The sequence below is a fragment of the Pseudomonas sp. 8(2025) genome (assembly GCF_052665325.1).
In genome coordinates, this window is sequence record NZ_JBQOIE010000008.1 from 253,259 (window position 1) to 276,845 (window position 23,587).

Sequence of the window (23,587 nt, forward strand, 5' to 3'; positions counted from 1 at the left end):
GCGGGCGGCCCTGGCGAATGTGCCAATAATGCGACGTGGCGCCGCACCTGACCAGTGATCAGACCAAGGCGACTGCAATAAAGTCGCTGCCGGGAAGACTTTTTATCCGCACAATGGCCGCCCCTCCCCACAGGAAACCGCATGTGGAAATGCCCAAGCACCTGCCCCCACTGCTGGCCCTGCGCGCCTTCGAGGCCGTGGCCCGGCACCTGAGTTTCAGCAAGGCGGCCCAGGAACTGTGCGTCAGCCAGAGCGCGGTCAGCCATCAAGTGCACAAACTCGAACAGCACCTGGGCCAGCCGCTGTTTGTACGACGCACCCGGGCCATCGACCTGACTACCGCCGGCGCCAGCTATTACCAACAGATCCAGCCGGCCCTGGAGCAGATCGCCGAAGCCACCCGGACGCTGTTGGCAGCAGAGCCATCGCAGGTTCTGCGCATCGGCCTGCTGGCCTCCTTCGCCACCTTGTGGCTGGCGCCGCGCCTGGCGGACTTCAGCCGCCGCCACCCTCAGATCCAGCTGGAGCTGCAACCAGCCATCAACCTCGCAGATGTGGCCGGTGCCGAGGTCGACCTGGCCATTCGTTATGGCAAGGGCCACTGGCCCAACGTCCAGGCCACGCGCTTTCTCGCCGAGCAACTGTCACCGGTGTGCAGCCCCGCGTTCAAGGCCGGGGCCCTGGCCAACGGCACCTTGCTGATGGCCCGCTCCCACCGGCCTTTTGAATGGGACGACTGGAGCAGGCAGAACGCCGTCGACCTCAGCCCTCACCCCAGCGTCATGCTCCACGACTACAACATCGTGGTGGAAGCGGCGGTGGCCGGCCAGGGCATCGCCATGGGCCGCCGCCAGTTGATCCGGCGCCACCTTGCCCAGGGCAGCCTGGTGGATGCCTTCGACCTCCCGGCTCTGCACAACGATCAGATCGGCTACTGGCTGGTGACCGCCGAAGGTCCGGCGAATCCGGCGGCGCAGTGCTTCGCCCAATGGCTGCTGGAGCAAGGGTGCGACCCATGAAAAATTCAGATACGTCGGATTAGATCTATCCGTTTGTCGCCCCCAGCCTGAACACCGATGCTGCAAGCCTTCCATTCGAGGACTTGCCATGTGCGACTCTCTGCAGCAACGAGTGCAACAACTGGGTCTTGAACTGCCGATCCCCGGCCAGCCGATCGCCAACTACGTCAACCATGCCCAGAGCCAGAACCTGCTGTTCATCTCCGGGCAAACACCGCAAGCAGAGCAGCATCCCCATCTGCTGGGCCGGCTCGGTGACAACCTCAGCATCGAGCAGGGTGCCCAGGCCGCGGAACTGGCGGCCCTGGCCCTGCTGGCGCAACTCTCGGCGGCCCTGGGTGACGACTTGTCGAGGCTGCAACGCATCAGCCGGCTGGGGGTGTTCATTGCCGCCAGCGCCGACTTCAAGGGCCATGGCCAGGTCGCCAATGGCGCCTCCAACCTGCTGGTCAATGCCCTGGGCGAGAAAGGCCGGCATGCCCGCACTTCGGTGGGCGTCGCCAGCCTGCCTGCCGGCGTCGCCGTGGAGGTCGACGGGATTTTCGAGCTCAAGCCGTGATGCCCCTGAGCCCGGACCACATCGCTCGGCTACGGGCGGCCACACCGGGTTGCACCCGGGTCTGTCACTTCAACCATGCCGGGGGGTCCCTGCCCAGCCAGGGCACCCTGGACGCCATGTCCGGGCAACTGCAGCGGGAGGCCCACAGCGGGCCGATGGAAGCGGCCGGCGCCGGCGCCCAGTTGCAGGAGCAGGCGCGACAGACCGCCGCCCGAGTGCTCAACACCTGCCCGCAAGCCATCGCCTTTACCAGCAGTGGTTCGGCGGCCTGGGGCATGGCCTTCAACGCCCTGCCCGCCTGGCAGCCGGGCGACCGGATCCTGGTGGGGCGCCAGGAATGGGCCGGCAACCTGGCCTGCATGGCCCCGGCCGTGGCCGCCGGCGCGCAGCTGGAAGTCATTCCCTGTGACAGCCACGGTGCGGTTTCAGTCCCGGCGCTGGAGTCCATGCTCGACTCCCGGGTGCGCCTCATCGCCTTGACCTGGCTACCGGCCAATGGCGGGCTGATCAACCCGGCCGCAGCCATCGGCCAACTGGCGCGCCAATGGCACATCCCCTACTTCATCGATGCCGGCCAGGCTCTGGGCCAGGTGCCCTGCGACGTGCAGGCGCTGAACTGCGATGTGCTCAAGGGCGCGGGGCGCAAGTACCTGCGCGGCCCGCGAGGCACGGCCCTGCTCTATATAAGGCCCGGCTTCCTCGAGCAGTTGAATCCGCTGCCGCGGGACGTGCTGTCGGCGCCCTGGGACGGCCAGGGCTTCGCTCTGCGCAACGATGCCCGGCGCTTTGAAACCAGTGAAGTGTCGATGGTGCTGCTGGCTGGCCTGGCCAATGCCCTGCAGGAGTTCGAAAGCATCGGCGTGGCCGCCATTGCGCAAAGGATCAATGCCTTGAGCGAGCCGCTGCGCAAGAAGCTGCAGCGCTTGCCCGGCCTGCAACTCCAGGACCTGGGCAGCCCGGGGCAGCAATCGGGCCTGATCGCCTTCACTCTCGAAGGTTGGGACGGGCTGGCACTCAAGGAGGAACTGGCGCGGCGCGGCATCAATATCGGCGCCAATGGCGTCAACTACACACCACTGGACATGCAGGCCCGAGGCCTGGGCAACATTGCCCGGATCGCCTTGAGTTACTTCAATACACAAGAGGAAATCGAGCGCCTGTTGCAGGCCCTCGGGGAACTGGCGGGGAACAAGCGCTCCTAGACCTCGACATCCACCCACAGGCCCTGGCGCGGAGCATCTTCGATCAACGGCACCACCGGCACGGTGTTGTCGGCGTTCAGTTCATCGCCGGGCACTGCCAGGTGCTCTTCGGGGTCGTCCTCGGCCTCACGCTCACGGCGCTGCTTCTGTTGCTGGCGCCGCTGTTCCTCGCGCAGCAGCAGGGCGGACTCCTCGGGGTCGCGCTTTTGCAGGTCGATGGTGCTTTCGTTGGAGCTTTCCTGCACCGGTACCACAGGCGGGATGTCCGGTCGCTGGCGGATCGGATCCTGCTGGGCGGTGATCGGCACGGCACTCAAGGGGAGCATCGGTGGCAGCATATTATTGGTCTCCTGTCGGCAGGCTGTCGGCTGCGGCATGGGCGACTTGAGCCATCGGTCGCAAAACTGTGACCCAGTCGTCAGCCGATAGTGCCCCGCCACCCGACGAATGCACGCCGTACGCTACCTTTTAATCCAGGGGATTGATCAGAGTTCTTTGGACTGGAAGCGTCGTTCCGTTAAGATAGTCGGCTTTTTCAAAGCGGGAGTCAGGCAGCATGGCGCAGCAGTATCAACCGGGGCAACGCTGGATTAGTGACAGCGAAGCCGAGCTGGGTTTAGGCACCGTTCTGGCACAGGACGGTCGCTTGCTGACCGTGCTCTATCCGGCCACTGGCGACACCCGCCAGTATGCGCTACGGAATGCGCCCCTCACTCGCGTGAGGTTCTCTCCGGGTGACAGCATCACCCACTTCGAAGGCTGGAAAATGACCGTACAGGAAGTCGATGATGTCGACGGCCTGCTGGTCTACCACGGCCTCAACGGGCAGAACGAAGCCGTCACCCTGCCGGAAACCCAACTCTCGAACTTCATCCAGTTCCGTCTGGCCAGCGACCGTCTGTTCGCCGGGCAGATCGACCCGCTGGCCTGGTTCTCCCTGCGCTACCACACCCTGGAACACACCAGCCGCCAGCTGCAGTCCTCGCTCTGGGGCCTGGGTGGCGTGCGCGCCCAACCCATCGCCCACCAGTTGCACATTGCCCGTGAAGTCGCCGACCGCATCGCGCCGCGGGTCCTGCTGGCGGACGAAGTGGGCTTGGGCAAGACCATCGAGGCCGGCCTGGTGATCCATCGCCAACTGCTCTCGGGTCGCGCCAGCCGGGTGCTGATCCTGGTACCGGAAAACCTCCAGCACCAGTGGCTGGTAGAGATGCGCCGGCGCTTCAACCTGCAAGTGGCACTGTTCGATGAAGAACGCTTTATCGAAAGCGATGCCAGCAACCCGTTCGAAGACACCCAGCTGGCCCTGGTGGCCCTGGAGTGGCTGGTGGACGACGAGAAGGCCCAGGACGCGCTGTTCGCCGCCGGCTGGGACCTGATGGTGGTGGACGAAGCCCACCACCTGGTGTGGCACGAAGACCAGGTCAGCCCGGAATACGCCCTGGTGGAACAGCTGGCAGAGACCATTCCTGGCGTGCTGCTGTTGACCGCAACCCCGGAACAACTGGGCCAGGACAGCCACTTCGCCCGCCTGCGCCTGCTGGACCCGAACCGTTTCCACGACCTCGCGGCCTTCCGCGCCGAGAGCGAGAACTACCGCCCGGTGGCCGAAGCCGTGCAGGAACTGATGGATAAAGGCCGCCTGTCTCCCGAGGCGCACAAGACCATCCACGGTTTCCTCGGCAACGAAGGCGAAGCCCTGCTGGCCGCGGTCAACGACGGCGACAGCGAAGCCAGCGCACGCCTGGTGCGTGAACTGCTGGACCGCCACGGCACCGGCCGCGTGCTGTTTCGCAACACCCGCGCCGCGGTGCAGGGTTTCCCCGAGCGCAAGCTGCACGCCTACCCGCTGCCATGCCCGGACGAATACCTGGAACTGCCCCTGGGCGAACACGCCGAGCTGTACCCGGAAGTCAGCTTCCAGGCCCAGCCCGACGTCAGCGATGACGAACAGCGCTGGTGGAAGTTCGACCCGCGGGTCGAGTGGCTGATCGACCAGCTGAAAATGCTCAAGCGCACCAAGGTGCTGGTGATCTGCGCCCACGCGGAAACCGCCATGGACCTGGAGGACGCCCTGCGCGTGCGCTCCGGCATCCCAGCCACGGTATTCCACGAGGGCATGAACATCCTCGAACGTGACCGTGCCGCCGCCTACTTCGCCGATGAAGAATTCGGCGCCCAGGTGCTGATCTGCTCGGAAATCGGCAGTGAAGGCCGCAACTTCCAGTTCGCCCACCACCTGGTGCTGTTCGACCTGCCGTCGCACCCGGACCTTCTGGAGCAGCGTATCGGCCGTCTCGACCGGATCGGCCAGAAGCACGTGATCGAACTGCACGTGCCGTACCTGGAAACCAGCCCGCAAGAGCGCCTGTTCCAGTGGTACCACGAAGCCCTGAACGCCTTCCTCAACACCTGCCCTACCGGCAACGCCCTGCAGCACCAGTTCGGCCCACGCCTGCTGCCGCTGCTGGAAAATGCCGATGACGGCGAGTGGCAAGCACTGATCGATGCCGCCCGCGGCGAGCGTGAACGCCTGGAAGCCGAGCTGCACACCGGTCGCGACCGTCTGCTGGAGTTGAACTCCGGTGGTGCCGGCGAAGGCGACGCCCTGGTGGAAGCGATCCTCGAACAGGACGACCAGTTCGCCCTGCCGATCTACATGGAAACCCTGTTCGACGCTTTCGGCATCGACAGCGAGGACCATTCGGAAAACGCCCTGATCCTCAAGCCCAGCGAGAAGATGCTCGACGCCAGCTTCCCCCTGGGCGACGACGAAGGCGTGACCATCACCTACGACCGCAACCAGGCGCTGTCTCGCGAGGACATGCAGTTCATCACCTGGGAACACCCCATGGTGCAGGGCGGCATGGACCTGGTGCTGTCCGGCTCCATGGGCAACACCGCCGTGGCACTGATCAAGAACAAGGCGCTCAAACCCGGCACCGTGCTGCTGGAGCTGCTGTACGTCAGTGAAGTGGTCGCCCCGCGCTCACTGCAACTGGGCCGCTATCTGCCGCCGGCTGCCCTGCGCTGCCTGCTGGACGCCAATGGCAACGACCTGTCGGCGCGGGTCGCCTTCGAGACCCTGAACGACCAGCTGGAAAGCGTGCCCAAGGCCAGCGCCAACAAGTTCATCCAGGCCCAGCGCGATCAATTGGCGCCGAAGATCAACGCCGGCGAAGCCAAGGTCGCACCGCGTCACGCCGAACGCGTGGCCGAGGCGCAACGCCGCCTGGCAGCCGACACCGACGAAGAACTGGCGCGCCTGACCGCGTTGCAGGCGGTCAACCCGACTGTCCGTGACAGCGAGCTGGTGGCCCTGCGTCAACAGCGCGAACAGGGCCTGGCCATGCTGGAAAAAGCCGCCCTGCGCCTGGAAGCGATCCGGGTGCTGGTGGCGGGCTGATAGCCCGGTTGTCAGCACTGAACAAAAGGCCCGCACTGTGCGGGCCTTTTTTTTGCCTGTCGCCTGCCAATGCAGCAACGCGCCCTAGCGGCTCACTGCACCATCGTTGATCGCCGGCAGGCTCACCTCTGCTGGGGCATCAGCGGCATCCCCACAGGCCAGACCCTCTTTCATCCGCTGGGCGTCACGGACAAAACAGCGCGCTGCCTGGAACAGAAACAGCAGGGTCAGGAACAGGGCCACGGGAATCAGGTACATCGCGTCGTGCAGACCGATGGCCTTGAACTCCTCGGTCATCAGCTCTGCGCCTGCGGCATACATTGCCGAATGGGCGAAGTGGTCGGAGAGCGCCCCCACCACCACCGGCCCCAGGCCGCCCCCCAGCAGGTACAGGCCGGCGAAGAACAGGGCCATGGCGGTGGCGCGCAAGCGCGGTTCGACCACATCCTGCAGGGCGGTATAGACGCAGGTATAGAAGTTGTAGGCAAACAGCCAGCCGACACTGAATACCGCGACGAACACCCCGACCTCCACCCGCCCGGCATGCAGTGCCCACCCGGTGGCGAGGGTCGAGATGATCAGGCTGCAGGCCGCGAACAACAAACGACCATTGGCTACCCGCTGATGAATCTTGTCGGCGATCCAGCCGCCCAGGGTCAGGCCCACCAGGCCGGTCACCCCGACGATCAGCCCGGTGGCCATGGCGGCTTCCTGCAAGGGCATGAGGAAGTAGCGCTGCAGCATCGGCACCAGGAACGAGTTGCAGGCATAGGTGGCGAAGTTGAACGTCAGCCCGGCCAGAGTCAGCCAGAGAAAGGTCGGTATCGCCAGCACCCGGCGAATGGGCCGGTCAATCCGCACCTGGGCCACTTTCACCGTTTCCGCCGCGCCGCGCTTGGGTTCCTTGATGAAGAACATGAACACCGCCAGCACCAGCCCTGGTACCGCCGCAATGAAGAACGGCGCCCGCCAGCTGTCGAAGGCCTTGACCATGGCACCGATGGTGAAGAACGCCAGCACCAGCCCCAGAGGCAGGCCGAGCATGAAGATGCCCATGGCCCGGGCCCGGCGGTGAGCGGGGAACAGGTCGCCGATCAGCGAGTTGGCGGCCGGGGCGTAGCTGGCCTCACCAATCCCCACGCCCATGCGCACCAGCAAAAAGCTCCAGAAGCTGCCGACCATGCCGTTGACCGCGGTGAGCCCGCTCCACACCGCCAGCCCCCAGCCCATCAGCTTGCTGCGCGAGCCGGTGTCGGCCAGGCGCCCCAGGGGCAAGCCGGCAATGGCATAGACGATGGTGAAGGCGGTGCCGATGATCCCCAGCTGGAAGTCGCTCAGGTGCCATTCCATGCGGATCGGCTCGATGATGATGGCGGGGATGGTGCGATCGAAGAAGTTGAACAGGTTTGCCAAAAACAACAGGAACAGAATGCGCCAGGCATTTGCCGCTTGAGTCGAATTATCCATGGATCGATCTCTTTTATTGTTATTGGGCCAGACGCGAGCGGGCCTGGAAGCTGCAATCTAGTCAGCCGCACCCACGCTGTCTGTAATCATTCGCCAGCCTGATACCAAGGCATCGCAGGCAGGCGCGGGGATGGCACTTGCGGCTCCCCGGAGCAAGCCGCCCGAACTTCGCCACAGCCCCCGCTACCCGGGCCTTTCCCAGTCTTTTCAAGGGCTTGGCCAAGGCCGAAAAAATACCTTGCGCCCCCCCTTCCCAAGGCCGATGCGAAGCCTAGAATAGCCGCCTTGCCAGCCCCCCTTATCAACCCCTCCCCCATCGAATACGCCAATGTCCGAAGCCAGTCCGTGTCTGAATTGCGGTGCCTGCTGTTCATACTTTCGTGTGTCTTTTTTCTGGGGCGAATGCGCCTCATCCGGCGGGACTGTCCCCGACGAGCTGGTGCAAAGCATCAGCCCCAGCCGGGTGGCAATGCTCGGAACCGACTGCAAATCCCCGCGCTGCATCGCCCTTGAAGGCGAGGTCGGCCAGGGTGTGAGCTGTTCGATCTATGACCAGCGCTCCAGCCCGTGCCGCGAGTTCGAGGCTTCCTGGACCGACGGCCAGCCCAACAGCGACTGCGACGCCGCCCGCGCCGCCTTCGGCCTGGCCCCCCTGGAACCGGCGGACACCGAGCCCTGGTACGAGGAAAGCGCTTAGCACCTTTGGCGATAGGGCCCATAAGCAAATCATTAGCAGCAGCGTGCCACCTCCCATTGCAGCCAGCGGGTGCCTTCTATACTCCAAGCACTCGTTGGCGCGCGGCTCCGCCGACCTCAGATGACTCAGAGATGGGCAGGCTATGGACTGGCTGGGCGTGCATTTCATTACCGAGCTTCCACAGGCCGGGCAAGTGGTCCTGCATTGCACCCACAACCCGGTTCTGGTGCTTCTGGCCTACCTGGTAGCCTGTGCCGCCAGCTTCGCCACCCTGGACATGGCCGAACGTGTCAGTCATGCCGAGCGACCGGCCAGCCAGCGCCTGTGGCGCTGGGTCGGAGCCTGCTGCCTGGCCGGGGGGATCTGGGCCATGCACTTCATCGCCATGCTGGCGTTCGAGGCGCCGCTGCAGATCCACTACGACCTGCCCCTGACCCTGCTGTCGCTCCTGATCGCGCTGGTCGCCGCCTGGCTGGCGATGAACACCCTGAGCCACGCGCACATGCCGCTGTGGCGCTATGGCGTTGCTTCGATCTGGATCGGCCTGGGCATCGCCGCCATGCACTACGTCGGCATGGCGGCCATGCGCAGCAGCGCCAGCCTGTACTACGACCCCTTACTGATGGCGCTGTCGGTATTGGTGGCGATCGCCTGCAGCCTGGCGGCGCTGCTGCTGTCCCGTCACCTGCGCGAAGGCAGCGGCATGTTCCACCAGTTGCTCAAGTACGCCAGCAGCCTGGTGCTGGGCGCTGCCATCGTGCTCATGCACTTCACCGGCATCTGGGCCATGACCCTGGTGCTGCCCGCCGGCAGCCTGCCCGCCCCCGCGACATCCGACGGGCATCTGCAACTGGGCCTGACCCTGAGCGCGATCGTGCTCTTGATCATCGGCAGCGGCATCAGCGCGGCCCTGGCCGACAAGAAGCTGCAACACAAGGAGCGGGACCTGCGGCGTGTCAATGCCCTGCTTTCGCAACTGGACCAGGCCCGGGTTTCCCTGCAGCAGGTGGCCCACTACGACGCCCTGACCAACCTGATCAACCGCCGCGGCTTCAACCAGCTGTTCGCCGAAAAGCTCATCGAGAAAACCACCTTTGGCGGCATGCTGGCGGTGATGTTCCTCGACATCGACCACTTCAAGCGCATCAATGACAGCCTCGGCCACGATGCCGGGGACGAGTTGCTGAAAGTCATCGCCGGGCACATCAAGAGTTCCACCCGCAGCCATGAAGACGTGGTGGCACGCCTGGGCGGCGACGAGTTCTGCATCCTCATCAATCTGTACGAGCGCGAAGAAGCCCGGCAGATGGCCCAGCGCATCATGCAGAAAATGAAGGAGCCGATCGAACTGGGAGGGCGGCGCATGGTGATGACCACCAGCATCGGCATCAGCGTCTTCCCCGATGACGGCAAGACCTGCGAGGAGTTGCTCAAGAACGCCGACCTGGCCCTGTATCAATCCAAGGATTGCGGGCGCAACAGCCTGCATTTCTTCAACTCCCACCTCAAGACCCGGGCCACCCTGGAACTGCAACTGGAAGAGGAATTGCGCAACGCCCTGCGCGACGACCAGGGCCTGCTGCTGTATTACCAACCTATCTACGACCTCAAGAGCGGCAGGGTCACCAAGCTCGAAGCCCTGATCCGCTGGCAGCACCCGCAACATGGGCTGCTGACCCCGGATCGCTTCATCTCCATTGCCGAAGCCAACGGCATGATCGCCGAGCTGGACAACTGGGTGCTGCGCAAGGCCTGCGCGGACCTGGCCTACCTGTCGCGCCATGGCGGTGGCGAACTGAAGATCGCGGTCAACTGCTCGGCCCTGAACCTGACCCGCGAAGAGCTCGCCGGGGAGATCGAAAGCGCCCTGCGCCAGGCCCAGGTGGCGCCGCAGCGGCTGGAGCTGGAAGTCACGGAAAACGCCCTGATGGGCAATATTGCCAGCACCCTGGCGCTGCTCAAGCAGATCCGCGGGCTGGGGGTGTCGCTGTCGATCGACGACTTCGGCACCGGCTACTCATCCCTGGCCTATCTCAAGCGCTTGCCCCTGAACACCCTGAAGATCGATCGCTCGTTCATCCAGGACATCCCCAAGTCGACCCAGGACATGGAGATCGTCCAGGCGATCATCATCATGGCCCACACCCTGCACCTGCAGGTGGTCACCGAAGGGGTCGAAACCCCGGAACAGCAAGCGTTTCTCCAGCACCATGGCTGCGACTACCTGCAGGGCTACCTGCTCAGCCATCCGGTGCCGCTGCGGGAGTTGCGCGGGGTGCTGGAGGAACTCGACCAGCGCCACGCCGCGCCGATCAATCCGCGGGCGCCGGGTCCCGATAAAGGCGAACCAGGGTCGCTGGATCTTTTTCCAGATAGCCCTGCCCACCATGCAGACGCATCAACTGCGCAGCTAATCCGCTGATCGGCGTCGCCGAGCCCTGTTCGCGGGAAAACTTCACCGCTCCATCCAGGTCCTTGAGCAGGGTGCGCACATGCCACTTCACCGGCTCGAACCGGCTTTCAGCCATCTGCGGGGCCAGGATCTGCAAAGGTTTCGAGTCGGCAAAGCCACCGGCCAGGGCCTCGGCGATCAGCCGCGCATCCACCCCCGAGCGCTCGGCCAGGGCCACCACCTCGGCGATCACCAGGGCGTTGCAGGCGACGATCATCTGGTTGCAGGCCTTGGTCACCTGCCCGGCGCCCACCGCCCCCATGTGCGTGACCCGCTGCCCCAGGGTCAGCAGCACTGGCCGCACCCGCTCGACGTCCGTCGCCTCACCGCCAACCATGATGGCCAGGCTGCCGGCCTCGGCGCCCGGGGTACCGCCGGACACCGGCGCATCGACCCAGGCCACGCCGCGGCTCGCGGCCAGTTCGGCGGCCATTTCCCGGGTAGCCGTGGGTTCCAGGCTGGACAGGTCCAGCAGCAGCTGGCCGGTCCGGGCGCCCTGGGCGATACCCTCGAGGCCAAACACCACCTCGCGCACCACCTCGGTATTGGCCAGGCACATCAGCATCAGGTCGGCATGGGCACACAGCTGCGCCGGCGTGGCAACTTGTCGCGCCCCGGCAGCCACCAGGGGCGCACATTTTTCCGGGTTGCGGTTCCACACCGTCAGCGGATAGCCCGCCGCCAGCAGCCGGCGGCACATCGGCAAGCCCATCAGGCCGATTCCGGCAAAGCCGAGTGAAGGTAACGCTGACATCATATTGCCCTCATTTGATTAAAGATCACCGAATACTGGCCGATTCATCATGATTCAGGAAAGGATTCCCCCGAGCGTCGCTCAGAAAAAACCCTGACGCCTTGGGCAAAATTCGCGCTCCACGCAGCGACGAGGTCCCATTCCGTGATGGTTCGACGACACCTCGTCCACGAGCCAACCTGACCAGGCATATGGCGCACAATGACTTCTAAAAACAAACCTGCCAACGCAGTCTCCGAGATGACGCTGACCTCCCCCACAACTAGCCCCTCAGACCCGAAGCCATTGTCCAGTTCACGCCCCCTGTCGACTCAGCAGTACCTGTATTTCACCGAAACCAATACCGACCGCATCCTCGACAACCTCGACGGTCTGCGCGACACGGTGTTCCCGCGGCCACCGCACCTGGAAGGCGAGCCGGACAACCGTCGCGACCAGGAATTTCCTTCGGTCTGCCTGATCGGCCTGGGCCGCTGCGGCTCCAACATCGCCCTGGATGTGGCCGAGCTGGTGTACAACGCCCGCAAGTTCTACCTCAACGAATTCAATAACGAAGACAAGGCCTACGAAGGCGGCTACAGCCCCGGCCAGTGGATCCGCCAGAACCTGCGCCTGGGCCAGAACAAGGCCAGCAAGCCGGTGTTCCTGGTGGAACCGCTGGTGATGCTCGGCGACCTGGACAAGGACATTGCCGGGCGCATCCGTTTCTCGCGCAAGGGCGAGAAAAGCGGCTTCATCCGCGACTACAGCAAGATGAAGATCATGGACCTCTCGGAAGTCCACGCCGGTGGCGCCGGTAACGCGCCGATCCTCGGCCAGTACCTGGCCAAGATCATCCTCAACAAGGACACCCAGCGCTTCTCCAGCCCCGACTGGAAGATGATCCACTCGTACCTGATCGACTCCTGCGGGATCAAGGCCAACCAGTCGCGCCTGTACTTCTCGATCTTCAGTGCCGGCGGCGGCACCGGCTCGGGCATGGCCTCGGAATTCGGCCTGGCCCAGCAGTACTCGTACATGAACAAGACCTTCGACACCAAGCCGATGGACGAGCACGACAGCAAGAGCGGGCACTCCTTCGTCTTCGAGCCGATCTTCACCAGTGGCATCTGCGTGCTCCCGAACATTTCGGACCATCGCAGCGAAATGTCCGAGGCGCTGCACATCAACGCCGGCCGCCTGCTGTGCAAATACCTTTCGGAAGAGTGGGACTTCTCCTACAACTTCGACAATGAAGACAGCAGCGAAGCCAGCGTCATGGGACGGATCCGCCCCTGGAACGCGATGATGCTGATCTCCAACGACATCATGCGCTACGCCGAAGAAAGCGATGACGGCAACATCCAGAACATCGACGTCAACGCCATGGAGAAGCACGCCAACCAGTACATCTCCCAGCAGATCTTCAACATCCTCACCGCCCAGGCGGTGACCACCGACTACGACCAGAACTACTTCCGGCGGGCCGGCATCGACATCGGCGAAACCATCCGCCTGGATGCCAACGACCTGTTCATGAGCCTGGCGGGCCCGGTGGCGATCGCCTACGCCGAATCCGTGGTGCCGGAGCAGCCGGTGCCCACCGGCGACAAGTTCAAGGTGTTCGAGAAAGAGCCGCAGCGCCTGAACATCGACGACCTGTTCTTCCGCTCCATCGACCTGCCGCACTTCAACAAGGTGACCCAGGCCATCGAAGGCATCAGCCTGCTGCCGATCGAGTCCAAGCGCTACCGCGCGGCCCTGGAGCAGTACAAGGCCTCGGGTTACGACGCCGCGGCGCTGCACGACCTGCACTTCTTCAAGAACTGCTCGTCGGTGGTGTCGATCGTGTCCCTGCCCAAGGACTACAAGCTGTCCTACATGGACCTGAACCGGCTCAAGACCCACCTCAACAGCCTGTTCCCCAACACCACCCTCAAGCGCTACGCGCTGGTGATCGGCGCTTCGGCCAACCTCTCGCTGACCACCCTGATCGCCAAGAGCCCGTGCCTGTCGGACGACTTCCTGACCCTGATCGTGGCCTTTATCAAGCGTTGCTTTGCACGCAATCCATACCGTTTCGACGACACCCTGGACAACTCGGTGCTGGATTTCATCGTCAGTGACCAGTTCGATGAAGACCGCATCGACGATCTGCTCAACGAATTCGAGAACCCGGCGAAGATCCTCGACACCAACTGGTATGCGATCAAGCCGATGTACGAGAAGAAGTACCGCGAGCTGATCAACGACAAGGACAAGTTCGTCTCGATCAACGACATCCGACTGTCCCGGGATTGCGTGAAGAAGGCCATCAAGTACCTGCGGGAAATCTACCGCCACCGTATCGGCAAGACCCGGGTCATCTCGCTCAACAGTCACACGGGCAAGACCGCGTATTAAGAAGGGCTTCGCCGGCCAGCCGGCTCCTGCACGGCAGGGAAAAACCTCCTGTCCTGTGGGAGCCGGCTGGCTGGCGAATGGTCAATTTGCTCACATCGCGAAACAATTAAGCAGCTCGTCGGCTGGGCTTGAAACTGTTCCCCTTCCGTGAACGTCACCCTGAGGGAAAAGCCCGTGGGGCCTTTCTCTACGGCAAGGTGCCATCACTGGATTCACGGTTACTCGGCTACACACTTTTGTCCGACAAAAGTACGCCCCTTATCGGTGCACGCTCTTAGCGCGATGCCCTTTCCTGGATCAGGATCCAGGGTGAAACCACCACCGCCCACAGCGTCGGATCACGTTCCAGCAGATCGGATGCCCGCGTCGCAGACAGTTTCTCGACCTTTCCTTCGGCCAGCCAGGCCGCCACTTTTTCTGCCTGGTTCTCGGCCACGGCCTGGGCCGCCTCGATCAGATCCAGGTCGGCCTCGACCCACAATAGGGCACCCTTGGCGAAGAACGGCTCCAGTTCCTTCCAGCTGATAGATGCGGTCTCACCAAGCAGCTTGGCATAGAGGGTGCTAGGTTCTTGAGTCATGGGACTGTCCAGAAATGAAATCGGCGCAATCATAACGTCGGGGCTCTGGCAGAAAAACCCAGAAGCAAGCGCGACACCGATCGAGAAGCTCAGAAGCGCCAGGGACTGACGCCGAACCGGGCGCAAGCCACGCCGCAAATCTGTCTTTTTCTTTCAATTAAGCGACACCCCGCGTTTTTGCCCCCAGCAGCCAGCTTTTCAAGCGAACAACCGGCGCTCTACACTGTACCGGTACAGTTGCCAGGGGCATTTTCCGACGGGTATTCACGAAATATCTGATTCGGTTCTGCGACCAAGGCCGCCGGAACTATAAAAATTACAACAGTAAGAGTGGAGCACTATGAATAAGGCTACTAAGCAGATTTCCAAACTGTTTGCCGCTATGGTCCTGGCCGGGGTTGCCAGCCATTCGTTCGCAGCTGACACCATCAAGATCGGTATCGCCGGCCCCAAGACCGGCCCTGTAGCCCAATACGGCGACATGCAGTTCAGTGGCGCGAAAATGGCCATCGAACAGATCAACGCCAAAGGCGGCGTCAACGGCAAGAAGCTCGAAGCCGTTGAATACGACGATGCCTGTGATCCCAAGCAAGCCGTGGCAGTCGCCAACAAAGTGGTCAACGATGGCGTCAAGTACGTGGTCGGCCACCTGTGCTCCAGCTCCACTCAACCTGCTTCCGACATCTACGAAGACGAAGGCGTGATCATGATCACCCCGGCTGCCACCAGCCCGGACATCACCGCCCGTGGTTACAAGATGGTGTTCCGCACCATTGGCCTGGACAGCGCCCAGGGCCCTGCCGCCGGTAACTACATCGCCGACCACGTGAAACCCAAAGTGGTTGCCGTGCTCCACGACAAGCAGCAGTACGGTGAAGGCATCGCCACCGCCGTGAAGCAGACCCTGGAGAAGAAAGGCACCAAGGTCGCCGTATTCGAAGGCATCAACGCCGGCGACAAGGACTTCTCTTCGCTGATCGCCAAGCTCAAGCAGGCCAACGTCGACTTCGTCTACTACGGCGGCTACCACCCTGAGCTGGGCCTGATCCTGCGCCAATCCCAGGAAAAAGGCCTGAAGGCCAAGTTCATGGGCCCGGAAGGCGTGGGTAACGACTCCATTTCGCAGATCGCCAAGGATGCTTCCGAAGGCCTGCTGGTCACCCTGCCTAAATCCTTCGACCAGGACCCGGCCAACGTGGCCCTGGCTGACGCGTTCAAGGCCAAGAAAGAAGACCCGAGCGGTCCTTTCGTATTCCCTTCCTACTCCGCAGTTGAAGTCATCGCCGGCGCCATCACCAACGCCAAGAGCGAAGACGCGGCCAAGGTGGCTGAAGCCATCCACGCCGGCACCTTCAAAACCCCTACCGGCGACCTGAGCTTCGACGCCAAGGGCGACTTGAAAGACTTCAAGTTCGTGGTCTACGAGTGGCACTTCGGCAAACCTAAAACCGAAGTTTCCCCTCAGTAAGGCGCGGCCTGACTGACTGCCAATAAAGCCCACGGCGTGCCGTGGGCTTTGTTTTACGAATGTATGGGCCTGTGTTCCGTGATCCGGAATCCCGCCCACCTGAAAATCTCAAAACCGTCATCAGCGGTTCGCTGGCAAAACCCAGCCCGAAGTGGGTGCAGATCCACGGGGCCTGGGCGGGAAAATGACTCCACCAGTGAAATGCGTATCAGGTTTTTAGGAGCGTTGTAATGCCTGACATCTATCACTTTTTCCAACAGCTGGTTAACGGTCTCACCGTTGGCAGCACGTATGCCCTGATCGCCATCGGCTATACGATGGTTTACGGCATCATTGGAATGATCAACTTCGCCCACGGCGAGGTGTACATGATCGGTTCCTACGTGGCGTTCATCGCCATCGCCGGGCTGGCCATGATGGGACTCGACAGCGTCCCGCTCTTGATGACCGCAGCCTTCATCGCGAGCATCGTCGTCACCAGTGCCTACGGCTACAGCATCGAACGGATCGCCTACCGCCCCTTGCGGGGTAGTAACCGCCTGATCCCGCTGATCTCCGCCATCGGCATGTCGATCTTCCTGCAGAACACCGTTCTGCTGGCGCAGGACTCCAAGGACAAATCCATTCCCAACCTGATCCCGGGCAACTTCTCCATCGGGCCAGGCGGCGCACATGAAGTGCTGATTTCCTACATGCAGATCGTGGTATTCGTGGTGACCCTCATCGCCATGCTCGGCCTGACGCTGTTCATCTCCCGTTCTCGCCTGGGTCGCGCCTGCCGCGCCTGTGCCGAGGACATCAAGATGGCCAACCTCCTGGGGATCAATACCAACAACATCATCGCCCTGACCTTCGTGATCGGCGCCGCGCTGGCGGCCATCGCCGCCGTGCTGCTGAGCATGCAATACGGTGTGATCAACCCCAACGCCGGCTTCCTGGTGGGCCTGAAGGCCTTCACCGCAGCGGTCTTGGGCGGCATCGGCAGTATCCCGGGCGCGATGCTCGGCGGGCTGGTGCTGGGGGTGGCCGAAGCCTTTGGTGCCGACGTGTTCGGCGACCAGTACAAGGACGTCGTGGCGTTCGGCCTGTTGGTTCTGGTGCTGTTGTTCCGTCCGACCGGCATTCTGGGCCGTCCGGAGGTTGAGAAAGTATGACTAGGAATCTTAAATCGGCGCTGTTCAGCGCCTTGTTGGTCTGGGCTGTCGCCTACCCGGTGCTGGGCCTTAAACTGACCATCGTCGGCATCAACCTGGAAGTCCACAACACCAGCCCGACCATTCTTGCCACCATCGCAGTGTGCTCGGTGCTGATGTTCCTGCGGGTGCTGTTCCATAGCCAGATCAGCGCCGCCTGGAAGTCCTCTCCCAGCATGCCGTTGATCCCGGCCAAGGCCAGCAACTTCCTGACCCTGCCCAGCACCCAGCGCTGGATCATCCTGGCGTTGATCCTTGGCGCCCTGGTCTGGCCGTTCTTCGGCTCCCGCGGTGCGGTGGACATTGCCACGCTGATCCTGATCTACGTGATGCTGGGCCTGGGCCTGAACATCGTGGTCGGCCTGGCCGGCCTGCTGGACCTGGGTTACGTGGGTTTCTACGCCGTCGGCGCCTACAGCTATGCGCTGCTGTCGCACTACTTCGGCCTGAGCTTCTGGATCTGCCTGCCGATCGCCGGCCTGATGGCGGCCACTTTCGGCTTCCTGCTGGGCTTCCCGGTGCTGCGCCTGCGGGGTGACTACCTGGCAATCGTGACCCTGGGCTTTGGCGAGATCATCCGTCTGCTGCTGCGCAACATGACCGATCTCACCGGCGGCCCCAACGGCATCAGCAACATCGAGAAGCCGACCTTCTTCGGCCTGACCTTCGAGCGCAAGGCAGCAGAAGGCATGCAGACCTTCCACGAGTTCTTCGGCCTGCAGTACAACTCGATCAACAAGGTGATCTTCCTCTACCTGGTGGCCCTGCTGCTGGCACTGGCGGCGCTGTTCGTCATCAATCGCCTGCTGCGCATGCCCATCGGCCGTGCCTGGGAAGCCTTGCGTGAAGACGAGATCGCCTGCCGTGCCCTGGGCCTGAACCCCACCGTGATCAAGCTCTCGGCCTTTACCCTGGGCGCCGCGTTCGCCGGTTTCGCCGGCAGCTTCTTCGCCGCGCGCCAAGGCCTGGTGACCCCGGAATCCTTCACCTTCATCGAGTCGGCGATCATCCTCGCCATCGTCGTGCTGGGTGGCATGGGCTCGCAGCTGGGTGTGATCCTGGCGGCGATCGTGATGATCCTCTTGCCTGAAATGATGCGTGAATTCAGCGAATACCGGATGTTGATGTTCGGCGCCATGATGGTGCTGATGATGATCTGGCGTCCTCAAGGTCTGCTGCCCATGCAACGTCCTCACATGGAGCTGCGCAAATGAGCCGTGAGATCCTCAAAGTAACCGGCCTGTCGATGCGCTTCGGCGGCCTGCTGGCGGTCAACGGCGTGGCCCTGACCGTCAAGGAAAAACAAGTGGTGGCATTGATCGGCCCGAACGGTGCCGGCAAGACCACGGTGTTCAACTGCCTGACCGGTTTCTACCAGCCCAGCGCCGGCAGCATCCTCCTGGACGGCGAGCCGATCCAGGGGCTGCCGGGCCACAAGATCGCCCGCAAGGGCGTGGTGCGTACCTTCCAGAACGTGCGGCTGTTCAAGGACATGACCGCGGTCGAGAACCTGTTGATCGCCCAGCACCGGCACCTGAACACCAACTTCCTCTCCGGGCTGTTCAAGACCCCGGCGTTTCGCAAGAGCGAGCGCGAGGCCATGGAGTACGCCGGCTACTGGCTGGACAAGGTCAACCTGCGGGAGTTCGCCAACCGCCCCGCCGGCACCCTGGCCTATGGTCAGCAACGGCGCCTGGAAATCGCCCGCTGCATGATGACCCGCCCGCGGATCCTCATGCTCGACGAGCCAGCCGCCGGCCTCAACCCCAAGGAAACCGAGGACCTCAAAGCGCTGATCAGCGTGCTGCGTGAAGAGCACAACGTCACCGTGCTGCTGATCGAACACGACATGAAACTGGTCATGAGCATTTCCGACCATATCGTGGTGATCAACCAGGGCACGCCCCTGGCCGACGGCACGCCGGAACAGATCCGCGACAATCCCGAAGTGATCAAAGCCTACCTGGGGGAAGCGTAAATGCTGCAGTTCGAAAACGTTTCCACCTTCTACGGCAAGATCCAGGCGTTGCACAGCGTCAACGTCGAGATCCGCCAGGGCGAGATCGTCACCCTGATCGGCGCCAACGGTGCCGGCAAGTCCACCCTGCTGATGACCCTCTGCGGCTCGCCCCAGGCCCACAGCGGCAGCATCCGTTACCTGGGTGAAGAACTGGTGGGGCAAAGCTCGGCGCAGATCATGCGCAAGAGCATTGCCGTGGTGCCGGAAGGCCGCCGGGTATTCGCCCGCCTGACCGTGGAAGAGAACCTCGCCATGGGCGGCTTCTTCACCGACAAGGGCGACTACCAGGAGCAGATGGACAAGGTCCTGGAGCTGTTCCCGCGGCTCAAGGAGCGCTTCACCCAGCGCGGCGGCACCATGTCCGGCGGTGAACAGCAGATGCTCGCCATCGGCCGTGCGCTGATGAGCAAGCCCAAGCTGCTGCTCCTGGACGAACCGTCCCTGGGCCTGGCGCCGATCATCATCCAGCAGATCTTCGACATCATCGAACAGCTGCGCCGCGACGGCGTGACGGTGTTCCTGGTGGAGCAGAACGCCAACCAGGCGCTGAAGATCGCCGACCGTGCCTATGTGCTGGAGAACGGCCGGGTGGTGATGCAAGGCACCGGTGAATCGCTGCTGACCGATCCGAAGGTGCGTGAAGCCTACCTGGGCGGCTAAGCACCTGCGTCACTGAAAACGGCCCTTCGGGGCCGTTTTTTTTGTTCCGGGATAAAAAACTGCCCCGGGCTGTAACGAATCCCCATGAGCCTTCTCTAGAGGGGTAAGCAAGCACAGATGCTTCCTTACCCCAACCGCACTGGAGAAACATCATGAGCAACACTCGTACCCTGTCCGCCACTGCCCTGGTCCTGGCCCTGGGCTCTGCCCTCAGCGTCGCCGCCCTGCCCACCACCGCCCATGCCGCGGACGACATGGAAAAGTGCTTCGGCGTGGCCATGAAGGGCAAGAACGATTGCGCCGCGGGCGCCGGCACCACCTGCGCCGGGACCTCCAAGGTCAACGACCAGGCCAACGCCTGGAAGCTGGTACCCAAGGGCAGCTGCGAGAAAACCGCCAGCAGTACCTCGCCTACCGGTTTCGGCCAGCTCGAAGCCTTCAAAGCCAAGTCCTGATCCTGCGCCTGCCTGAGTGTCGACGATGAACACCGCCCCGCTGCACCACCCTGGCCACGACATTCAGGCGCGCGCCTCCAGCCTGCCGCCCCGCGCCGGGCTGGGGCTCAAGACCGAGCATTTCAAACACGTGCTGGAAGAGCAGCCCGACATCGGTTTCTTCGAGGTGCATGCGGAGAACTACATGGTGGCGGGCGGCCCTTTCCACCATTACCTGGGCCTGATCCGCGAACGCTACCCGCTGTCGCTGCACGGTGTCGGCCTGTCCATCGGTGGCGAAGGCCCCCTGGACCAGGCTCACCTGGAGCGGCTGGCCGGCTTGATCGAACGCTATCAGCCCCAGTCCTTTTCCGAACACCTGGCCTGGTCCAGCCACGGCCCGGTGTTCCTCAACGACCTGCTGCCCCTGGCCTACGACGGGCCCACCTTGCGCCGGGTCTGCGAGCACATCGACCAGGTGCAGAACCATCTGGGACGAACCATGCTGCTGGAAAATCCGGCCACCTACCTGCAATTCCAACGCTCGACCCTGGACGAGACCGACTTCATCCGCGAAGTGGTCCAGCGCAGCGGCTGCGGCCTGCTGCTGGACGTCAACAACCTCTATGTGTCGTGCATCAATCACCAGCGCGATCCCCTGGCCTACCTGCAAGCACTGCCGCTGCAGGCAGTGGGCGAGATTCATCTGGCCGGGTTCGCCGAAGACCGGGACAGCCTCGGTGACCGTCTGTTGATCGACGATCACGGTGCCCCGGTCGACGCTGCGGTCTGGGCCCTGTACCAGGAGGTGCTGGGGCTCATCGGCCCGATGGCCACCCTGATCGAGCGCGACAACCACCTGCCGGCCTTTGCCACCCTGATGGCCGAGGCCAGCCAGGCAGAAGCGCTGTTGCTCGGCGCCCAGGTGCAGCCATGAGCGGCCAGGGGGAATTCGCCAGGGCCCTGCTGCGCGCCGAACCGGGCTGCCCACAGGGGCTGTCCAGCAGCAACGGCGCCGATCCGGCCAGCCGCTTCGCGGTCTATCGCAACAATGTGCAGGCCTCGTTGAGCAACGCCCTGGCCGAGTCATACCCGGTCGTCATGCAATTGGTTGGTCGCGAGTTTTTCAACGCCATGGCCGCGCTCTACATCCGGGACTTCGCCCCCGCCAGCCCTCTGCTCAACGACTATGGCCGGGACCTGGGCGACTTTATCCAGGGCTTCGGGCCGGCCGCCGGCCTGCCCTACCTGGCCGACATGGCCCGCCTTGAACGGCTGCGGGTCGAGGCCTACCACGCCGCCGACGCCCGCCCCCTGGAGCCGTCACGGCTACTGGCGGCGATGAACCAGCCCGACCGCCTCGGCCAGGCGCAACTGCTCCTGCATCCGTCACTGCGCACCCTGCACTCCGGCTACGCCGTAGTGAGCCTGTGGGCGGCGCACCAGAGCGACCAGCCCTGGCCGGCTTTCGACCTGCAGCAGGGGCAGAACGCCCTGGTGCTGCGCAACGCCCTGGAGGTCGAGGTGATCGCCGTGGATACCGGCGCCATGACCTTCATTGAAGCCCTACGCAACCACTGGCCGCTGGAAATCGCCGCGGCCCATGCCCTGGACGCCCAGGCCGACTTCGACCTGGGCCAGTGCCTGGGCCTGCTGCTCGGCCACGGCGCTCTTATCGACCTGCAACCCCAGAAGAAGGCCTGACCATGAGCACCCAGACAGAAACACCCATTGCCGGACTGGTGAATCGGATCATTCAAGGGTTTGAGCGCATTCCCTACAGCCTGATCGCCTTTATCGCGCGTTTTTCCATTGCCGCGGTGTTCTGGAAATCCGGACAGACCAAGGTCGAGGGGCTGGCCATCGACCTGGTCGATGGCACCTTCCAACTGGGCTGGCCGCGCCTGGCGGATTCGACCATTCCCCTGTTCAAGAGCGAGTACCACGTGCCCCTGTTGACGCCGGAAGTGGCGGCGCACCTGGCGGCCTTTGCCGAGCATTTTTTCCCGATGCTGATCCTGCTGGGCCTGGCCACGCGCTTTTCCGCCCTGGCGTTGCTGGGGATGACCCTGACCATCCAGCTCTTCGTCTACCCGGACGCCTACCCGACCCACGGCACCTGGGCGGCGATCTTCCTGCTGTTGATGGCCCGCGGCCCGGGCGTGTTGTCCCTGGACCACCTACTGGCCCGGCATTTTCGCCACCGTCCTCTGTAGCCGCTGCCGCAGGCTGCGAAAAGGGCCGCAGGCCCATCAAGTTCACAAACGACGGTAAAGCCGGAGGAAGCTACAAACGATCCAGCGCCTCACCGCTGCGACGAAACCAGTCCATCAGGTAATCGGCCAGCACCTGGGTACGCTTGGGCAGGCCGCCCTGATAGGAGTGCACCAGGTACATCGGCATGCTGCGGGTCTGGTAGTCCCGCAACAGCCAGCGCAGGCGGCCGTCCGCCAGTTCGCTGTGCAGCACATAGGACGGCAGCCGGGCGATCCCCGCGCCTACCAGGGCAGCCTTCTTCAGGAGGTTGTAGTGGTTGCTGGCGAAGGGGCCGCTGACCCGCACCCGCAACAGTTCATGGCGCTGGTGGTACAACCACTCTTCCCGACCGCTGTAATGGCTATTGAGCAGGCAGCGATGCCCGGCCAGCTCCTGAGGCGTGCGCGGATCGCCGTATTGCTCCAGATAGGCCGGGCTGGCGCAGGTCATTTCATGCCAGGCCAACAGCGGCCGGGCCACCAGGCGCTGGTCGTTGGCCACCTCCGAGCGCACGGCCAGATCGAAACCCTCCCGGGTCAGGTCGCGGTAGCTGTTGTTCAGGTCCAGCTCGATCTGCACCTGGGGATAGTGCCGGGAGAACTCCAGCAGCAGGCCGTCGAAAAAGGTTTCCCCCAGGGAGACCGGGACGGTGAGGCGCACCGGCCCGGCCATATCGTCCTTGAGCCGCGCCAGGGCCTGGTGGGCCCGCTCGACCTGAGCCACCAGGGCCTGGGCCTGGGGTAGCAACGCCGCGCCGGCGGCCGTGAGGTCCAGGCGCCGGGTGGTGCGTTGCAGCAGTACCACGGCGTAGCGGGCTTCCAGGGCGCTGATGCGTTTGGAGAGCTGGCCCTTGCTGCACCCCAACCGCTGGGCCGCCAGGGTAAAGCTGCCGGCTTCCACCAGCACCGCAAATGCCGCCAGGTCATCCATCTCGCTCATGGATTGTTTCCATTTGAAAACCAAAGGTTGCCTATTAGCGCGTTAATCCATGAAAAAAACCACTCTAGACTGCAACCTCACTCCCCTTTTCGAGGAACA

The 23,587-nt window shown here is 63.4% G+C and carries 21 protein-coding genes; 16 read left to right on the forward strand and 5 right to left on the reverse strand.

Going from position 1 to position 23,587, the window contains the following annotated elements:
* Window positions 1-149: 149 nt before the first annotated feature.
* From gcvA to ACUXVH_RS17435, 3 genes are all read left to right on the forward strand, one after another.
* Window positions 150-1,019, forward strand: a complete 870-nt coding sequence (gcvA, locus tag ACUXVH_RS17425) for a transcriptional regulator GcvA (RefSeq protein WP_221178387.1) — start codon at window positions 150-152, stop codon at window positions 1,017-1,019.
* An 88-nt stretch (window positions 1,020-1,107) separates the two neighbouring features.
* Window positions 1,108-1,578: a RidA family protein gene (locus tag ACUXVH_RS17430; RefSeq protein WP_123397670.1), complete on the forward strand. Its 471-nt coding sequence runs from the start codon at window positions 1,108-1,110 to the stop codon at window positions 1,576-1,578.
* A complete protein-coding gene (locus tag ACUXVH_RS17435) occupies window positions 1,578-2,780 on the forward strand; it encodes an aminotransferase class V-fold PLP-dependent enzyme (protein WP_077933456.1) in 1,203 nt (400 codons plus the stop codon). The genes ACUXVH_RS17430 and ACUXVH_RS17435 overlap by 1 nt, the downstream gene beginning before the upstream one ends.
* Here the strand turns inward: ACUXVH_RS17435 and ACUXVH_RS17440 are convergent.
* Window positions 2,777-3,118 carry a hypothetical protein gene (locus tag ACUXVH_RS17440; protein WP_011059650.1) on the reverse strand — a complete coding sequence of 114 codons (342 nt, stop codon included), beginning with the start codon at window positions 3,116-3,118 and terminating at the stop codon, window positions 2,777-2,779. The genes ACUXVH_RS17435 and ACUXVH_RS17440 overlap by 4 nt on opposite strands.
* A 218-nt stretch (window positions 3,119-3,336) precedes the next feature.
* On the opposite strand from ACUXVH_RS17440, the gene rapA reads away from it, so the two are divergent.
* Window positions 3,337-6,186, forward strand: a complete 2,850-nt coding sequence (rapA, locus tag ACUXVH_RS17445) for an RNA polymerase-associated protein RapA (RefSeq protein WP_011059649.1) — start codon at window positions 3,337-3,339, stop codon at window positions 6,184-6,186.
* An 84-nt stretch (window positions 6,187-6,270) separates the two neighbouring features.
* On the opposite strand, the gene ACUXVH_RS17450 is transcribed toward rapA, so the two are convergent.
* Window positions 6,271-7,653, reverse strand: coding sequence for a spinster family MFS transporter (locus ACUXVH_RS17450; protein ID WP_011059648.1), 1,383 nt, complete (start codon window positions 7,651-7,653; stop codon window positions 6,271-6,273).
* A 328-nt stretch (window positions 7,654-7,981) separates the two neighbouring features.
* On the opposite strand from ACUXVH_RS17450, the gene ACUXVH_RS17455 reads away from it, so the two are divergent.
* Together ACUXVH_RS17455 and ACUXVH_RS17460 are read left to right on the forward strand one after the other, a co-directional pair.
* Window positions 7,982-8,350, forward strand: coding sequence for a YkgJ family cysteine cluster protein (locus tag ACUXVH_RS17455; RefSeq protein WP_015634416.1), 369 nt, complete (start codon window positions 7,982-7,984; stop codon window positions 8,348-8,350).
* A gap of 142 nt (window positions 8,351-8,492) precedes the next feature.
* Window positions 8,493-10,772 (forward strand): putative bifunctional diguanylate cyclase/phosphodiesterase, encoded by a 2,280-nt coding sequence (locus ACUXVH_RS17460; RefSeq protein WP_183001415.1) that lies wholly within the window; start codon window positions 8,493-8,495, stop codon window positions 10,770-10,772.
* Here ACUXVH_RS17460 and ACUXVH_RS17465 read toward each other — a convergent pair.
* Window positions 10,663-11,559 (reverse strand): NAD(P)-dependent oxidoreductase, encoded by an 897-nt coding sequence (locus tag ACUXVH_RS17465; RefSeq protein WP_445495511.1) that lies wholly within the window; start codon window positions 11,557-11,559, stop codon window positions 10,663-10,665. The two genes, ACUXVH_RS17460 and ACUXVH_RS17465, sit on opposite strands and share 110 nt — an antisense overlap.
* A 198-nt stretch (window positions 11,560-11,757) precedes the next feature.
* On the opposite strand from ACUXVH_RS17465, the gene ACUXVH_RS17470 reads away from it, so the two are divergent.
* Window positions 11,758-13,938, forward strand: coding sequence for a hypothetical protein (locus ACUXVH_RS17470; RefSeq protein WP_011059644.1), 2,181 nt, complete (start codon window positions 11,758-11,760; stop codon window positions 13,936-13,938).
* A gap of 274 nt (window positions 13,939-14,212) precedes the next feature.
* Here ACUXVH_RS17470 and ACUXVH_RS17475 read toward each other — a convergent pair whose 3' ends face one another.
* Window positions 14,213-14,518, reverse strand: a complete 306-nt coding sequence (locus tag ACUXVH_RS17475) for a DUF2288 domain-containing protein (protein WP_041116319.1) — start codon at window positions 14,516-14,518, stop codon at window positions 14,213-14,215.
* A 340-nt stretch (window positions 14,519-14,858) separates the two neighbouring features.
* Between ACUXVH_RS17475 and ACUXVH_RS17480 the strand changes: the two genes are divergently transcribed.
* From ACUXVH_RS17480 to ACUXVH_RS17520, 9 genes are all read left to right on the forward strand, one after another.
* The gene (locus tag ACUXVH_RS17480; RefSeq protein ID WP_011059642.1) at window positions 14,859-15,986 is read left to right on the forward strand and encodes a branched-chain amino acid ABC transporter substrate-binding protein; all 1,128 of its coding nucleotides are present in this window, start codon (window positions 14,859-14,861) and stop codon (window positions 15,984-15,986) included.
* Between the two features lie 230 nt (window positions 15,987-16,216).
* On the forward strand, window positions 16,217-17,140 hold the full coding sequence (livH, locus tag ACUXVH_RS17485) for a high-affinity branched-chain amino acid ABC transporter permease LivH (RefSeq protein ID WP_011059641.1): 924 nt from the start codon (window positions 16,217-16,219) through the stop codon (window positions 17,138-17,140).
* On the forward strand, window positions 17,137-18,393 hold the full coding sequence (locus ACUXVH_RS17490) for a high-affinity branched-chain amino acid ABC transporter permease LivM (RefSeq protein WP_011059640.1): 1,257 nt from the start codon (window positions 17,137-17,139) through the stop codon (window positions 18,391-18,393). The genes livH and ACUXVH_RS17490 overlap by 4 nt, the downstream gene beginning before the upstream one ends.
* Window positions 18,390-19,157, forward strand: coding sequence for a high-affinity branched-chain amino acid ABC transporter ATP-binding protein LivG (livG, locus tag ACUXVH_RS17495; RefSeq protein ID WP_047284217.1), 768 nt, complete (start codon window positions 18,390-18,392; stop codon window positions 19,155-19,157). Before ACUXVH_RS17490 ends, livG begins: the two co-directional genes overlap by 4 nt.
* Entirely contained in the window at window positions 19,158-19,859 is a 702-nt protein-coding gene (locus tag ACUXVH_RS17500; RefSeq protein ID WP_015634412.1) for an ABC transporter ATP-binding protein, read from the forward strand.
* Window positions 19,860-20,011: 152 nt separating this feature from the next.
* A complete protein-coding gene (locus ACUXVH_RS17505) occupies window positions 20,012-20,314 on the forward strand; it encodes a BufA1 family periplasmic bufferin-type metallophore (RefSeq protein WP_011059637.1) in 303 nt (100 codons plus the stop codon).
* 25 nt (window positions 20,315-20,339) lie between these two features.
* Window positions 20,340-21,230 (forward strand): MNIO family bufferin maturase, encoded by an 891-nt coding sequence (gene bufB, locus ACUXVH_RS17510; protein ID WP_053156672.1) that lies wholly within the window; start codon window positions 20,340-20,342, stop codon window positions 21,228-21,230.
* Window positions 21,227-21,997 carry an HvfC/BufC N-terminal domain-containing protein gene (locus ACUXVH_RS17515; RefSeq protein ID WP_065364456.1) on the forward strand — a complete coding sequence of 257 codons (771 nt, stop codon included), beginning with the start codon at window positions 21,227-21,229 and terminating at the stop codon, window positions 21,995-21,997. The genes bufB and ACUXVH_RS17515 overlap by 4 nt, the downstream gene beginning before the upstream one ends.
* Window positions 21,998-21,999: 2 nt before the next feature.
* Window positions 22,000-22,509 (forward strand): DoxX family protein, encoded by a 510-nt coding sequence (locus tag ACUXVH_RS17520; protein WP_065364457.1) that lies wholly within the window; start codon window positions 22,000-22,002, stop codon window positions 22,507-22,509.
* A gap of 70 nt (window positions 22,510-22,579) precedes the next feature.
* Here ACUXVH_RS17520 and ACUXVH_RS17525 read toward each other — a convergent pair whose 3' ends face one another.
* On the reverse strand, window positions 22,580-23,488 hold the full coding sequence (locus tag ACUXVH_RS17525) for a LysR family transcriptional regulator (protein WP_065364458.1): 909 nt from the start codon (window positions 23,486-23,488) through the stop codon (window positions 22,580-22,582).
* Window positions 23,489-23,587: the final 99 nt, after the last annotated feature.

Bases quoted from the DNA above. Each gene is read 5' to 3' on its own strand.
- gcvA (WP_221178387.1), top strand. From the start codon at position 150: ATGCCCAAGCACCTGCCCCCACTGCTGGCCCTGCGCGCCTTCGAGGCC.
- ACUXVH_RS17430 (WP_123397670.1), top strand. From the start codon at position 1,108: ATGTGCGACTCTCTGCAGCAACGAGTGCAACAACTGGGTCTTGAACTG.
- ACUXVH_RS17435 (WP_077933456.1), top strand. From the start codon at position 1,578: ATGCCCCTGAGCCCGGACCACATCGCTCGGCTACGGGCGGCCACACCG.
- ACUXVH_RS17440 (WP_011059650.1), bottom strand. From the start codon at position 3,118: ATGCTGCCACCGATGCTCCCCTTGAGTGCCGTGCCGATCACCGCCCAG.
- rapA (WP_011059649.1), top strand. From the start codon at position 3,337: ATGGCGCAGCAGTATCAACCGGGGCAACGCTGGATTAGTGACAGCGAA.
- ACUXVH_RS17450 (WP_011059648.1), bottom strand. From the start codon at position 7,653: ATGGATAATTCGACTCAAGCGGCAAATGCCTGGCGCATTCTGTTCCTG.
- ACUXVH_RS17455 (WP_015634416.1), top strand. From the start codon at position 7,982: ATGTCCGAAGCCAGTCCGTGTCTGAATTGCGGTGCCTGCTGTTCATAC.
- ACUXVH_RS17460 (WP_183001415.1), top strand. From the start codon at position 8,493: ATGGACTGGCTGGGCGTGCATTTCATTACCGAGCTTCCACAGGCCGGG.
- ACUXVH_RS17465 (WP_445495511.1), bottom strand. From the start codon at position 11,559: ATGATGTCAGCGTTACCTTCACTCGGCTTTGCCGGAATCGGCCTGATG.
- ACUXVH_RS17470 (WP_011059644.1), top strand. From the start codon at position 11,758: ATGACTTCTAAAAACAAACCTGCCAACGCAGTCTCCGAGATGACGCTG.
- ACUXVH_RS17475 (WP_041116319.1), bottom strand. From the start codon at position 14,518: ATGACTCAAGAACCTAGCACCCTCTATGCCAAGCTGCTTGGTGAGACC.
- ACUXVH_RS17480 (WP_011059642.1), top strand. From the start codon at position 14,859: ATGAATAAGGCTACTAAGCAGATTTCCAAACTGTTTGCCGCTATGGTC.
- livH (WP_011059641.1), top strand. From the start codon at position 16,217: ATGCCTGACATCTATCACTTTTTCCAACAGCTGGTTAACGGTCTCACC.
- ACUXVH_RS17490 (WP_011059640.1), top strand. From the start codon at position 17,137: ATGACTAGGAATCTTAAATCGGCGCTGTTCAGCGCCTTGTTGGTCTGG.
- livG (WP_047284217.1), top strand. From the start codon at position 18,390: ATGAGCCGTGAGATCCTCAAAGTAACCGGCCTGTCGATGCGCTTCGGC.
- ACUXVH_RS17500 (WP_015634412.1), top strand. From the start codon at position 19,158: ATGCTGCAGTTCGAAAACGTTTCCACCTTCTACGGCAAGATCCAGGCG.
- ACUXVH_RS17505 (WP_011059637.1), top strand. From the start codon at position 20,012: ATGAGCAACACTCGTACCCTGTCCGCCACTGCCCTGGTCCTGGCCCTG.
- bufB (WP_053156672.1), top strand. From the start codon at position 20,340: ATGAACACCGCCCCGCTGCACCACCCTGGCCACGACATTCAGGCGCGC.
- ACUXVH_RS17515 (WP_065364456.1), top strand. From the start codon at position 21,227: ATGAGCGGCCAGGGGGAATTCGCCAGGGCCCTGCTGCGCGCCGAACCG.
- ACUXVH_RS17520 (WP_065364457.1), top strand. From the start codon at position 22,000: ATGAGCACCCAGACAGAAACACCCATTGCCGGACTGGTGAATCGGATC.
- ACUXVH_RS17525 (WP_065364458.1), bottom strand. From the start codon at position 23,488: ATGAGCGAGATGGATGACCTGGCGGCATTTGCGGTGCTGGTGGAAGCC.